The sequence below is a fragment of the Puniceicoccales bacterium genome (assembly GCA_031255005.1).
In the GTDB taxonomy this organism is placed as follows: domain Bacteria; phylum Verrucomicrobiota; class Verrucomicrobiia; order Opitutales; family LL51; genus JAIRTH01.
Genome location: JAIRTH010000027.1, coordinates 1 through 13258, shown reverse-complemented (window position 1 = coordinate 13258; position 13258 = coordinate 1). Strand labels below are relative to the sequence as shown.

12 protein-coding genes are annotated in these 13258 nt (G+C 40.0%); 2 read left to right on the top strand and 10 right to left on the bottom strand.

Annotated features, from left to right (window positions below; all coding sequences use genetic code 11):
• Nucleotides 1-197: 197 nt before the first annotated feature.
• Genes lpxA through dnaA form a run of 3 tightly spaced genes read right to left on the bottom strand, consistent with a single transcriptional unit; the run spans nt 198 to nt 3721 of the window.
• Nucleotides 198-974, bottom strand: coding sequence for an acyl-ACP--UDP-N-acetylglucosamine O-acyltransferase (lpxA, locus tag LBH49_03190; protein MDR0351627.1), 777 nt, complete (start codon nt 972-974; stop codon nt 198-200).
• A 1-nt stretch (nt 975) separates the two neighbouring features.
• On the bottom strand, nt 976-2310 hold the full coding sequence (locus tag LBH49_03185) for a bifunctional UDP-3-O-[3-hydroxymyristoyl] N-acetylglucosamine deacetylase/3-hydroxyacyl-ACP dehydratase (GenBank protein ID MDR0351626.1): 1335 nt from the start codon (nt 2308-2310) through the stop codon (nt 976-978).
• Nucleotides 2311-2338: 28 nt separating this feature from the next.
• Nucleotides 2339-3721 (bottom strand): chromosomal replication initiator protein DnaA, encoded by a 1383-nt coding sequence (gene dnaA / locus LBH49_03180; protein MDR0351625.1) that lies wholly within the window; start codon nt 3719-3721, stop codon nt 2339-2341.
• 430 nt (nt 3722-4151) lie between these two features.
• On the opposite strand from dnaA, the gene LBH49_03175 reads away from it, so the two are divergent.
• Complete coding sequence (locus tag LBH49_03175; protein ID MDR0351624.1) at nt 4152-4601, top strand: SUF system NifU family Fe-S cluster assembly protein; 450 nt, start codon at nt 4152-4154, stop codon at nt 4599-4601.
• Between the two features lie 86 nt (nt 4602-4687).
• Complete coding sequence (locus LBH49_03170) at nt 4688-5164, top strand: hypothetical protein (GenBank protein ID MDR0351623.1); 477 nt, start codon at nt 4688-4690, stop codon at nt 5162-5164.
• 64 nt (nt 5165-5228) lie between these two features.
• On the opposite strand, the gene gap is transcribed toward LBH49_03170, so the two are convergent.
• From gap to LBH49_03135, 7 genes are all read right to left on the bottom strand, one after another.
• Entirely contained in the window at nt 5229-6254 is a 1026-nt protein-coding gene (gene gap, locus LBH49_03165) for a type I glyceraldehyde-3-phosphate dehydrogenase (GenBank protein ID MDR0351622.1), read from the bottom strand.
• A gap of 65 nt (nt 6255-6319) precedes the next feature.
• Nucleotides 6320-7420, bottom strand: a complete 1101-nt coding sequence (gene prfA, locus LBH49_03160) for a peptide chain release factor 1 (protein ID MDR0351621.1) — start codon at nt 7418-7420, stop codon at nt 6320-6322.
• Nucleotides 7421-7444: 24 nt separating this feature from the next.
• Nucleotides 7445-8203, bottom strand: a complete 759-nt coding sequence (locus tag LBH49_03155; protein MDR0351620.1) for a nucleoside monophosphate kinase — start codon at nt 8201-8203, stop codon at nt 7445-7447.
• Between the two features lie 168 nt (nt 8204-8371).
• Entirely contained in the window at nt 8372-9658 is a 1287-nt protein-coding gene (locus LBH49_03150; protein ID MDR0351619.1) for a glucose-1-phosphate adenylyltransferase, read from the bottom strand.
• Between the two features lie 72 nt (nt 9659-9730).
• Nucleotides 9731-11314 carry a peptide ABC transporter substrate-binding protein gene (locus LBH49_03145; protein ID MDR0351618.1) on the bottom strand — a complete coding sequence of 528 codons (1584 nt, stop codon included), beginning with the start codon at nt 11312-11314 and terminating at the stop codon, nt 9731-9733.
• A gap of 56 nt (nt 11315-11370) precedes the next feature.
• The gene (locus tag LBH49_03140) at nt 11371-12378 is read right to left on the bottom strand and encodes an MBL fold metallo-hydrolase (protein MDR0351617.1); all 1008 of its coding nucleotides are present in this window, start codon (nt 12376-12378) and stop codon (nt 11371-11373) included.
• On the bottom strand, nt 12363-13073 hold the full coding sequence (locus LBH49_03135) for a hypothetical protein (protein MDR0351616.1): 711 nt from the start codon (nt 13071-13073) through the stop codon (nt 12363-12365). Before LBH49_03135 ends, LBH49_03140 begins: the two co-directional genes overlap by 16 nt.
• Nucleotides 13074-13258: the final 185 nt, after the last annotated feature.

Below are 13258 nucleotides of genomic sequence, written 5' to 3'. Positions count from 1 at the left end.
CTTCCAATGGACAACATCTGCGCCTTTTTCATTTTGGATTCCGCAACCAACTGCATCGCCTTGGTTATCTTCGCCGTACCCTCCACAGCTCTAATTCTCTGACGAATTTCCTTTATTCCCTTCATTCAGTGTTACCTAGTAGAATAATAATATAAAGGTCTGCAATATTTTTACAACACTTGATATGGATAAAATTTCTAGCATACCCCACGGTCACTGCTTTCAAAAAACGAGCACACATTGTCATACAAATCACCAGGTATTGTGCTGGCCTTTCTCAATTCCATCAATGTCTCCGCCCGAACCTTGGTTTGTGCATATAAAGCCAAATAAATCTCTTTGACGATGCGGACATCTTGTTCACTAAATCCATGTCGTTCAAGATTTATTCTATTAAATGACCTGATTCTGGCTGGCATGCCATCGGCAATCATGTAGGGTGGCACATCCATGGTTGCCTTCGCCATGGCAGATACCATCGCATAGTTGCCAACCCGGCAAAACTGATGAATGCCAGCACTCCAACCGATATTAGCATGATCTCCAATGATAACATGGCCACCCAATGCCGCATGGCTACTCATAATTATCCCATTGCCAATCACACAATCATGGGCCACATGGGCATAGGCCAAAAAAGTATTATCATCACCTATAATCGTCGATTCATTCGGCTTTGTTGCAGTGTGAACTGTAAAAAATTCGCGAAATACATTATGGTTACCTATCAATAGCCCGGTGTGCTCTCCGGCATATTTCAAATCCTGGGTAAGTCCCCCTAGATAGGCATAGGGATGAATAACATTGGCATGGCCAATGGACGTATCGCCATCCACCGTAGCATGATGCATAACAATGGAACCGGATCCAATTTTCACATATTTACCGATATAAGCCTGGGCACCGACCTCCACATCATCGGCCAACTGAGCACCGGGTTCTATTATGGCAGTATTATGAATTTTTCTAGGCATATTACTCTTCGTGGTCCACTATGGAAAACATCAATTCAGCCGAAGATACAACTTTCCCATTAACTTTACCACAGGCCTCAGCTATGCCTATTCTATCTCCACGTTTTCTCATTAATTTCACGCATATTTCAAGCTGATCTCCCGGTACAACGGCCTTCCTGAATTTAACTCTATCACAGCTCATAAAGTAAGCCAACTTGTTTTCAGTACGAGTATTGTGCATCATCAACAAACCAGCAGCCTGGGCCATCGCCTCGACCTGAAGAACACCAGGCATCACCGGCTGGCCAGGAAAATGTCCAACAAAATAGGGTTCATTTATCGTAACATTTTTTATGGCACGCAGTTCTGTGTTGCCAATAAACTCAACCACCCGATCTATCAACACAAATGGATATCGGTGCGGCAGCATATTTAGCACCTGTTTTATATCCAAACAGGCCTCTTCTTCGCTTATCACCACCGGACCGGCCGGAGTTTGGGGTTTCTTTTTCTTACCCATCTTCATATCGCGCTGGACATCGATGATGCTTTTTGTCAATTCTGCATTCAAGGCATGGCCCGGCCGCACAGCGATTATATGGGCTTTTATCGGCATTCCAACCAATGCTAAATCTCCAATCACATCTAGAATCTTATGCCGGACGAACTCATCAGCAAATCGTAACGGTTCCTTTGACAATATCTTATCGCCTTTTATAATCACGGCCGAGTCCAAACTACCACCCTGAATTTTGCCAAGCTTCAACAATTCCTCAATGTCCTCATATATGGTAAATGTCCTTGCCGGAGCAAGCTCCAAGCAATAGGTTTCAGGATCTATATCCAGAGACAAATGCTGAGTATGTACGCCCCTATCATCGGAAGAAGTACAGGTTACTTTAAATCCATTATAGGGCAAAGCTATCATCGAACGATTACTCCGGGTAACAGAAATCGGCTTCATTATTTCGCAATAGGAACGATCTGCTCCTTGCTCAATGGGTTCTGCCTCATTTATCAAATTGGCAAAAAATTTAGCCGAACCATCCAGTATGGGAGGTTCTGAAGCATCCATTTCTATTATCACATTGTCCACATTCATGCCATAGATGGCACTGAGTATATGTTCAACGGTATGCACTTTCACATGGCCAGAGGTTATCGTGGTACAGCGAACCAGGTCGCCAATGGAATCCGCCGATGGACGAATTTCGGGTTTATTGTATAGATCAATGCGTCGAAAAACTATACCGCTATTTTCTTTGGCTGGTTTTAAAGTCAGTGTTACTTCAGCTCCGGTATGAAGGGCTTTCCCCCGGACACTGGCCTCTCGTCTAATGGTACGCTGCTTCATCAATTATATAATTCTAGGACACCGAGCTTTATCTATTTTGCAATACCTTTTTAAGGTGATCTACATTGCGCTTCAAAACCGGATCTATTTCCATAACATTTTCGATGGACTTGCAGGCATGGATGACTGTCCCGTGATCACGGCCACCGAAGGCTAAGCCTATATCCATCAGTGAAAATGTTGTCAATGATCTACTTAGATACATGGCAATCTGTCGTGGCAATGCTATATTCGCCGGCCTGCGCTTGCCTAGTATATCTGAGACCTTTATTTTGAAAAACTCAGCAACTCTCTGCTGAATTGCATCAATGGACAGCTGGACATTTTTTTCTTCCTCAAAAATATCCCTCATTATGGTTTTTATGGCCTGTATATCGATATTAGTTCTAGACAATTTTATAAAGCTAGCCAACCTGGTCAGAGCCCCTTCAAGCCTGCGAACGTTAGTAGAAACCCGCTCGGCTAAATATAGTAACACATCATTATTTAGCACAAGATGCATATCCGCTGCCTTTCTCGAGAGTATGGCAATGCGCGTTTCAAGATCCGGAGGCTGTATGTCAGTGACCAATCCCCACTGGAACCTGGACACAAGCCTCCCCTCCAGATCTGCAATTTCCGAAGCCGGCCTATCACTGCATAGAAATATCTGCTTCTGCGATTCGAAAAGCTCGTTAAAAGTGTAAAAAAATTCTTCTTGGATGCGCTCCTTGCCGGAAAGAAAATGCACATCATCCAAAAGTAAAATATCCACATTTCTGTACTTTGACCGAAACTTGGTCATAGAATTGGACTGGATGGCCTGGATAAATTCGTTGGTCAATTTTTCTGTGGATATGTACAAGACCTTTGCAGTCTTATTGTGAGCCAAAACATGATGGGCCACTGCGTGCATCAAATGAGTTTTTCCAAGACCTGTAAACCCATACAAAAACAATGGATTATATGCTTTGGCCGGTGAATTTGCTATGGCGATGCTGGCCGCATGGGCCATCTGATTACCAGACCCAACGATGAAATTTTCGAAGGTATTGCGTGGACTTAGCATATACTCTTCGGAAGGATCAGAACAAGCATTCTTTGACACATCGCTGGCTTTGGATTGGCTTTTTTTAGAAAAATTTTTATTTGCACCATCGCCATTGGGGTTATCACAGACAACTTCGAAGGATATGTCGGTGGAGCGCCCAAGAGCCATCTGAAATTTATCGACCAAAATATCCCTATAGTTATCATGTATCCATATGGCTGCAAAATCATTAGGAACCATGATGATCAGACTATCATCACCGTTCTGCTTCACACCTTTTATGGTATCAAACCATGCACTGTACACATCCGATGGAAATGACCTCTTGAAGTCCTCTTTGACCACACTCCAAACATCATTTATATTTGCAATATCCGACATATTAACACAACGCATCAAAAGTTATTAACATTTCTGGCAATCCATAGACTTTGATCATCCATTGTTGAGTAATAAACCTCAGCCATTTTTGCTGGATGATCAAGCCATAAAAGCAATTCATAAAAAAATTACCATATCCCGCTAAAACACTATATCTAATGGGCAACAATAACTCGCAATCCAACCTATCAATCATGTTAATCACCATCAGAACCCAGTAGCTTTACGAAAGATTTTTTATCATCAAGCTCAATATATGCACAAGTTATTAACAATAACCATGTGAATAACTTTTTTGATCAGCAATTGATCAATTACAAATGGACTTTAGCCCATTATTCCACTGGCAAAAAAATTTTTACAGCTTGCATTAATAATATATCTTTATATCCGCGTCCTATTAGGAGACCCATCGGAGTTTTGGCACATCATGATGATAAACACAGAGATCGATAATTTATACCAGGAAATAATCCTCGATCACTATAGAAATCCGCGAAATTCTGGACGACCAGAAAGCTTTACCATCGAGGCCAATGGCAATAACCCATCCTGTGGCGATGATGTGACAATCTATCTAACCATTGACTGTGGAATGATAACAGACGTTCGTTTTTGTTGCACCGGCTGTGCGATCTCCGTGGCTTCGGCTTCGATAATGAGCGAAACAGTAAAACTCAAAAACCTGAAAGACGGTCTTGGCCTATCGAAGATGGTTCAACGCATTCTAAGTGGTACCGAAAATATTCAGGATGAAGTTCTAAAGAACACCGACATCATTGCCTTAACCGGAGTCAAACATTTTCCGATGAGAATAAAATGTGCAACTTTGGCCTGGCATGCCCTGGATCAAGCCATTTCCAATGCTTGCCAAGACTAATGATGGCTAACTGCTAGAATATTCCCTCAAAGTCACTGAGATTTTCTTCTTTATACGGACCATTATATTTTTAATCTAGGCCTAGGATGTTAGAAGATCTTTGTAATTGGGTATCGGCTCAGCTAAAAACCGAGGGCCTTGCCATTGTTAGGTCTCCATATTTTCTATGGTTCATTGGCCTAATGGTCATTTATATGGCAATAAAAATCACCACAGGATCTATCAGGAGAACCATATTATGCCTACTGGATAACGAAAGTGGCAAGGTTTTCATAAAAAAATCCGTGCTGAAAGAAACCATTCTTGATGCTTGCAAATCATTGGGAATGCAAATCAAACCAAGAATAGATATTTTCTCCAAAGGAAAAAAAATAAACATTCGGATAAGTTTCGTCATGCCCAGCGACCAAAAGCTACCAGAAATAAGCACTACTCTTCAAAAACATCTGCATATCGTATTGGCAGATGACATTGGCATAAAAAATATAGATAAAATAGATATAGTTATCGTCGGCATAAGGAGAAATAATTTACCTAGGTCAGAAACCACCGAAGAATTTTAGCGGTTCCATAGAAAAAGACAACCCAAGGGTTGCCTTTCCAATAAATAAGATATGTATATATAGACTATAAAAATTGCTTAATTTTATCTATTAGCTCAACGCAACGACAGCTATAGCCCCACTCATTATCATACCAACTGACGAGTTTAAAGAAATTTTGGTTCAGTTCAATGCCAGATCCGGCATCAAAAATCGATGAATAACTGCAATGAATGAAATCCGATGAAACCACTTCGTCAGCGGTATAACCAAGAATATTTTTTAAAGAGCCATTGGAAGCCTCTTCCATTTTTTGACAAATTTCCTTATAGGACGTAGGTTTTTCTGTTTTTACAGTTAAGTCAACCACGGAAACCGTCGGCGTAGGAACTCTGAAGGCCATGCCAGTGAGTTTACCCTTCACTTCGGGCAAAACCAATCCCACAGCAACCGCAGCACCGGTGGTGGATGGAATGATATTTATGGCAGCACTACGGCCACCTTTCCAGTCCTTACGAGATGGACCATCCACGGTTTTCTGCGTGGCAGTATAGCTATGAATAGTCGTCATAAGACCTTCAACCACACCAAAATTATCCACAATAACCTTTGTTATAGGCGCCAAACAATTGGTGGTACAGGAGGCATTGGAAATTATATTATGATCCTTGGTCAAAGTACCGTGATTGACGCCAAGCACCACGGTCTTCACGCCTTCGCCTTTACCTGGAGCAGATATTATAACCTTCTTTGCCCCGGCTTCAAGATGGCCTTGGGCTAACACATCGCTGGCAAACAATCCGGTGGATTCGACGACAACGTCCACGTCTAAATTCTTCCATGGCATGGCAGTAGGCCCATCCTTTACCGCCAAACATCTTATTTTCTTGCCATTGACAACCAGCACTTCATCGCCATCCGAATGGACTTCGCCAAGAAATTTTCCTTGGATAGAATCATATTTTAACAGATATGCTAGATTGTCCGCAGGCACAAGATCATTGACCGCCACAACCTCTATTTCACTTCCAAATTTTCCACTATCTACAATTGCTCTAAAAACGAGCCGGCCAATCCTGCCAAAACCATTTATTGCTACTCTAATCGCCATATACTAAATTAACCTGTTTGAATTATATACTTTTGAATTATATGTACAAGAAATTTATACTAAAATTATTGCTGAGAGTTCAACAAAGCCTCCACCTTCTGTTCCATATCAAATCTGATCAATGCATCTATCAGCTCGTCCAAATCTCCATCCATTAGCTGAGTAAGGCTGTATAATGTCATTTGAATTCTGTGGTCTGTGAGTCTATTTTGCGGAAAATTATAGGTTCTTATCCGTTCGGAGCGATCACCGGAACCCACCTGATTTTTGCGATCGGCAGCATATTTTGCATGCTCTTCCTCTTCTTTTTTTTGTAGTAATCTGGAGCGTAAAACAGTCATTGCTTTCACCCGATTCTTCTGCTGGGATCTCTCATCGGCACAGGTAACAATCATTCCCGTCGGACGATGCAGTATCTGCACCGCCGAATCGGTGGTATTAACTCCTTGACCACCAGGACCACTGGCACGGCAGATAGATATCTCCAACTCCTCCGGAGCTATATGGATATCAACCTCTTCAGCTTCGGGCAAAACCGCCACTGTGGCTGCCGATGTGTGAATTCTTCCGTTGGCTTCGGTGGTCGGTATCCTTTGGACCCGATGCACGCCACTTTCAAATTTTAAATTTTTATAAACATCTTCGCCACCGATTAAAAATGCAATTTCCTTAAATCCTCCGCATTCTGAAACGCTGGTACCTAACACCTCCATGATCCAACCACGCCTTTCGGCATACCGGGTATACATTCGGTAAAGATCTCCGGCAAAAAGACTTGCTTCGTCCCCACCGGTGCCGGCTCGAATCTCGATCACCGTATTACGTGAATCACTTTTGTCACTGGGAATCATATCTATCAGAATCTCTCTGGTCAATCTGGCCAATTCATCGTTGCCCACTTCCACATCTTCGATTGCCAAATCTCGCATTTCCTGATCCAAAGATGGGTCTCTCGCCATATCAATGCTGGATGAAATTGATTTTTTCAGCGCTTCATAGGATTGGAATTTATCCAGAAGGGCGGCCAATTTGCTATGTTCCTTTGACAATTCGGCAGCTCTTCGGCGATCTGAAAAAAACTTTTCATCGGCCATTTCAAGCTCCAAAACCTCAAATCTCTTCCTGAATCTCGAAATATCAGGCAATCTATCCATAGACTGAACCATAAAATACAGAACGCAAAATGCTTACTACTTTTCCTGTCGCAATGTTTTATATATTCTGTCTTTTGTTTCTTCGAAAGATCCTATGGTACTTATCTCATGGGCCCCAAACATATCTTTCATAAAATCAAGGGCATCTTTCGTTTGATCGAGGAAGGTCTGATATCTGTCCCGAGCAAGCTGTGGATTTGTATCGGTTTTACGTATTTCCTGCAATTCACCAACTTTATTTTCTTCCACACTTTCATTATGAATCTTGGCCATTTTGCCTCTATGTAGCTGCCTTTCTATGCTGGACTTTTCATCCACAATAAGAGTTATAACCGAGATCTTAAGATCTTTGCCCGCTGGTAATTTCTTGGCTTTTTCAACAAACAGATAGGCGCATTCGGCTTGGATTAAAGTTCTGGGGAATCCATCTATTATTGCCCCTCCTCTGCAAGTGGTACCGTCAAACAGCTTTTCGAATACCACCTTAGTAACCTTTTCGTCATCAATGAGAGATCCGCTGTCTATCAAATCTCTATTTTCATCTGAATTCAATAAATCACTAACCACCACTGGCTTAGAAAATATATCCAGGGCCTTCATTATGCTGCGACCATTGGTACCTTTTCCAGAGCCCGGAGCGCCATTCAACCAGACAATTTGCGGAGGAAATTTTAGGCTATTTTCATTGCCATACATGGCAACAAAAGCATTCCAGATTTTATCAAATAATGATCTAGCCTGCAGCGATACATTACCTCGATTTGCCTCCAACCTATTGTATATCTCTGTTTTCATCGTCTCAATATTGCAAATAACTCTTTCATTAATAAAAGTGCATATAGTATCGCCATAACAACACAATAAAAACGCTACCAATGCATTAAACAACATAATTTATTTCCGTTTAAAATAACAACCTCGCACGAATACCTTTTTTACCATCAAGTCAAGAAAATTATAAAATCATATGGATGTATTATCTGGAATTATGGCATCTTGTCCAACACATAATATTCCGTCTCGCACATAAATGCCATCATAGTCAAAGCCATCATCCTTTCTATCTGGAGTTAATTTAACGTTATTGCCTATCCTAGCATTTTTATCTATTATACAATTTCTGATATAGCATCCATCACCTACGCCTACATTTGGAATGCCATTTCTTTTATTATTGGCCATATCATCGGAAGTTTCGTACATGTTTGCTCCCATCATTAATACATTCTCCAACAAAGAACTTCTGCCGACCACACCTCGTTGGCCTATGACACATCTACGCAGGGTTGATTCGGATATTATACTTCCTTCGGAAATCAAAACTTCCTTCATGCTACAGCTATTTATTTTCGATGCAGGTAATGCTCTTGGATGGGTATATATGGGATTTTTTTCATCGAAAAAGTTAAACTGAGGCACATCCTGAGCCAACATCAGGTTTGTCTCAAAAAATGAACGCACTGTACCGATATCTTCCCAATAGTCATCAAAAATATACGCCTTTAATCTAATTCGGCCCAATAGAGATGGAATTATCTCTTTGCCAAAATCAGTTCCACTGCCAGCCAAGGCTCTTTTCAAAATACCAGCTTTGAAGACATATATACCCATTGAGACCAAGGAATACTTGGCATCGGATTTATCTTTCAGACTATTTCTCAGAGATCCGTTTAGCGTAAATTCTTCCATAATTGAAGGATCCGTTGGTTTTTCAACGAACTTGCTAATGGAGAAGTCTTTTTCTATTTTTATAACACCAAAGGCGGAAACCTTTGTATTTATAACTGCTTTAGATGCAATGGTCAAATCCGCTTTAGTTTCCACATGATGCCTAATGAAATCCGCAATATCCATTCGGTATAGCTGATCGCCGGATAGTATAACCATTATATCCTCATCATTTACATTAAAATATCGCATATTTTTCCTGACCGCATCGGCATTTCCTTCGTACCAATTTCCTATACCATCATCGGTTTGCTCTGCTGAAAAAATTTCAATACCGCCACCGCCGAAGGTATCAAATCTGTAGGTATTTTCTATATGTCTATGGAGTGATCTTGTGTTGAATTGAGTCAAGATATATATTTTATTTAGGCCGGCATTGAGACAATTACTGATAGGGACATCAACCAATCTATATTTACCAGCCAGCGGCACTGCAGGCTTGCAACGGTACTTTGTCAAAGGAAATAAACGCGTACCTCTGCCACCTCCCATTATGACACATAACACATCTAATAACCCCATCCCGTTGGGAAGTCTAAAAATCAGAAACACAAAGTCAATAAATCAAGATAGGCTAAAGTCAAATAGTTAAAATTATTGTTTAATAAAAATATTTTTCCAGGAATGCGAGTCCAATATATTGCCATACCAACCGCCTACCCTATCGCTGACCAAATGCCCAGTTGCCCTAAAATATAGCGGAATGATTGGCATTTCATCGATCATGATTTTCTCAGCTTCTTTTAGTAGCTCCGATCTATTTTTCATATCTTTTGAAGCCAAAGCCATTAGCTCATCAAATTTTACATTACTCCATCTGCCGTGATTATTTGGATTATCGGAAAGAAATAGATTTAAAAAAGTTGTGGCATCATTGTAATCTCCTTCCCAGCCTCCCCGGGCGATGTCAAACTTTCCATTTCGTCTGGAGGCCAGAAAGACTTTCCATTCCTCATTTATAAGGTTAATATTCAGATCAAGATTTTTCCTGAAAGATTCCTGGGCAGACTCGGCAATAAACCTCATGAGTTCCGAAGTATTATAAAGAAAAGTCAAAACTTTTTCATTTCTATTTTTAAAAGATGAATTATCGCACAGTCTTTTTGCTTCCTTCGCATCTTCTTTAAACAGATCACTTGATTCATAACCCATTGTACCGTTAGGCACCAACGAATAAGCCGGAGATTCACCTCGATTGGACATTCTGCATATGGCATTGCGATTTATGGATAAGCTCAATGCTTTTCGTACATTTTTATCATTTAGCGGGAAATTTCCACAATTCATCCACAGGAATACACAGCCAAGGCCATTGTTAATTTTCAGACAATTTGATCCCTTATGTCGTTCTATCTGGGATATGGTGATGGTTTCGGTGATATCGATTTCCTTTGCCCGAAACATTCTTTCTTCTGTATCTGCATCTGCTGGAATGAAATGGATTTCCTTTAATTTTACATTGGCCTCATCCCAATAGTTTTCATTTTTGACCACCACAAACCGATCTGATAGGGTCCAAGATTTTGCGATGAATGGGCCATTGGTCACGATATTTTCTATTTTTGACCATCGGGATGTACGATCGCCGATGGCTCCATATTTCAGGATGGTTTTGCTGTGCACCGGGAACCAGGAGGAATGGGAAAGTATGGACATGAAGAACGGTGCTGAGTTTTCCAGCTCTATTTCCAACTTGGTTTTAGAAATCGCCTTGATGCCAACCTCATTGAAATCAGTCAATGTTCCATCATGGTATTTGTCGGCATTTTTCACAAATAGATACATATCGATCCAAGGAGATGCCAAATTTTTGGTTAGACCTCTTTTCAATGAGAAGACGAAATCTTCGGCGATGACTCGGTCACCATTGGACCAGGTGGCATTTTTTCGGAGAGTGAATTCATATTTACGGAAATCCTCGGAGATGGTCCAGGATTCTGCCAGGCCAGGCATGGGCTCAAGAGTTTCCGGATGAGGAACCACAAGTCCCTCGAAGATAGCACTTAACAATCTTATTTCGCTGACACCACTGGCCACCTGGGGATCCAGAGAGCTCGGATCTATGCTGTTACCAACTTTCAGTATATCATTATCTTTTTGCCTACCGCATCCACCTCCCAGCAAAACGATGACTGAGCACAATACACTCATCATCAATACCTTAATGCGACTATTCATAATAAAATTACCCAAAGAAGAAAATATAATTATACTCTTCTACCCTCTTGGCAACATTATTGTGCTGGGAATAATTGATTCTTCCCATCAAAAACTTCGATTTGGCCATTGGCATCTATCGATATTCTATAACAGCAATGCTGTAATCTCCACGTCCTCCCTATATATTCAAAATTTGGAAGTTTTTTACTGTCTAATTGTTTACACAGCCATTCTTTTGGGATTTTATTTTCCTCTTCAGGATCGCTAGAAATGAATAACATTTTAATCTTATTATTTCCGACACCACCAAATATCGCATCTATCCACAGTTGCTCGCCACTTTTTGCACTCCCGTGATGAGGAATTAAAAGAATGTTAACATTTTTAAGAGTATTTATAAAATTAGGGGTATGCAACATATGATAGGCTAATAATGTGCTATTAGCATCTCCTGGCAATAAAATGCCTATTCCTCTATATTCAATATATAACAACACATTATTGTCATGTTCCTTTTCTGGGTTTAGTAGTGTATCTTCAAATTTATCTGGACGTAAGCATGTCACAGTAACATCATCTCCTAAAGCTCCACTTAAATATCCATTAATATTATCTGCACCATTAAGCCATCCTGCATATTGCCAATTTCCGTGTTTAAACACTCCGACCTTTTTATAACCACTAAATGAATCATACAATGCTTCATTCCATATACTAATGATATTAATGATATTTTTAATTTTATCAACAACTCCCTTAAAAGCATTAATAGCATTATAATGATCATCATGGTCATGTGTTATAATTATCTTTAATTGATCGCATTGAGATAAAACATTGTCCCTCTTTATGGATTGACCACAAAGCCCATTATCAAAGCTTTGGCCATACCTACTGCCATTTCCACAATCCACAACTAAAGCTGTATTATCCTTTGTTAATAATACAGCATTTGCCTGACCAACCTTAAAAATTCTGATATTAAGATCATCTGCTATTAATGGCTTTGCCATTAATAACAGAAGTGCACAAAAAATATTAAATATATTAAACAAGGTTTTCATAGCTACTCTCCTAACCATGCTGAAAATTCCTTATTTTGTTTTAATACAATTAGGAGGCCATTTGCATTTTGAGAATTTCCATTTTTTTCATTCTCTAGCATCATTATTGCCTCCCCTATTATATTCCAGTTAGCATCTTCGTTAGGAGTAAAATTATAACCAGGTTCACCCTTTTTTTCTTCCTTACACTGGGATAACAATAGTAGTTCAGCCTTTTCGAAAGAACTTTCAGCAATTCTATGGAGTAAATTCAAACAAAAAATGGAAGTATCTATGCTATGCAAAAATAATATCCCCTGCATTACCCACAACACAGCTGCTAGAAATGGTTTCTTGTCTTTTGGAAATCCACTGGCGTCAAATGAATCAAAATTACCAGAAAAATCTGACCACAAATTTTTTATCGTATTACCCAAAACCAATTTTACTGCATCACTAATTTTTCCTTCTGAACTTTGTCCATCAATCACAATCTGATTCTCATTCGCTTTTGTTAAGGCCATTGCGAAATATTTTGCATCTTGGATTGATTTTAAAGAAGTATATTTTACTGGTTTTAATTCAATCTTAGCCATACTACCATCGATCGATACCCCCTTTATATCTTTACTTTTATCACCTTCATCTCCACCACCGAAACAGCTGGCGATCAACATTGTCCCGCTGGCAACAAACATTAGAACTTTTTTACCTTTATTAATATCAATGAACATAGTTTTCTTCCTTTAATTACTTCGAGAAAAGATATTCTGTCATAGTATATATTGATTGTCAAGAATTATTTTTATAATTTTCAAAATGATTGCCATGAAGCGCGGAGAGAGGGGGATTCGAACCCTCGGTACCATCGCTGGTACACCCGATTTCGAGTCGGGCACATTCGGCCACTCTGTCATCT

Bases quoted from the DNA above. Each gene is read 5' to 3' on its own strand.
- LBH49_03135 (MDR0351616.1), bottom strand. From the start codon at position 13,073: ATGTTCATTGATATTAATAAAGGTAAAAAAGTTCTAATGTTTGTTGCC.
- LBH49_03150 (MDR0351619.1), bottom strand. From the start codon at position 9,658: ATGGGGTTATTAGATGTGTTATGTGTCATAATGGGAGGTGGCAGAGGT.
- dnaA (MDR0351625.1), bottom strand. From the start codon at position 3,721: ATGTCGGATATTGCAAATATAAATGATGTTTGGAGTGTGGTCAAAGAG.
- LBH49_03185 (MDR0351626.1), bottom strand. From the start codon at position 2,310: ATGAAGCAGCGTACCATTAGACGAGAGGCCAGTGTCCGGGGGAAAGCC.
- LBH49_03175 (MDR0351624.1), top strand. From the start codon at position 4,152: ATGATGATAAACACAGAGATCGATAATTTATACCAGGAAATAATCCTC.
- lpxA (MDR0351627.1), bottom strand. From the start codon at position 974: ATGCCTAGAAAAATTCATAATACTGCCATAATAGAACCCGGTGCTCAG.
- LBH49_03155 (MDR0351620.1), bottom strand. From the start codon at position 8,203: ATGAAAACAGAGATATACAATAGGTTGGAGGCAAATCGAGGTAATGTA.
- LBH49_03145 (MDR0351618.1), bottom strand. From the start codon at position 11,314: ATGAATAGTCGCATTAAGGTATTGATGATGAGTGTATTGTGCTCAGTC.
- LBH49_03140 (MDR0351617.1), bottom strand. From the start codon at position 12,378: ATGGTTAGGAGAGTAGCTATGAAAACCTTGTTTAATATATTTAATATT.
- prfA (MDR0351621.1), bottom strand. From the start codon at position 7,420: ATGGTTCAGTCTATGGATAGATTGCCTGATATTTCGAGATTCAGGAAG.
- gap (MDR0351622.1), bottom strand. From the start codon at position 6,254: ATGGCGATTAGAGTAGCAATAAATGGTTTTGGCAGGATTGGCCGGCTC.
- LBH49_03170 (MDR0351623.1), top strand. From the start codon at position 4,688: ATGTTAGAAGATCTTTGTAATTGGGTATCGGCTCAGCTAAAAACCGAG.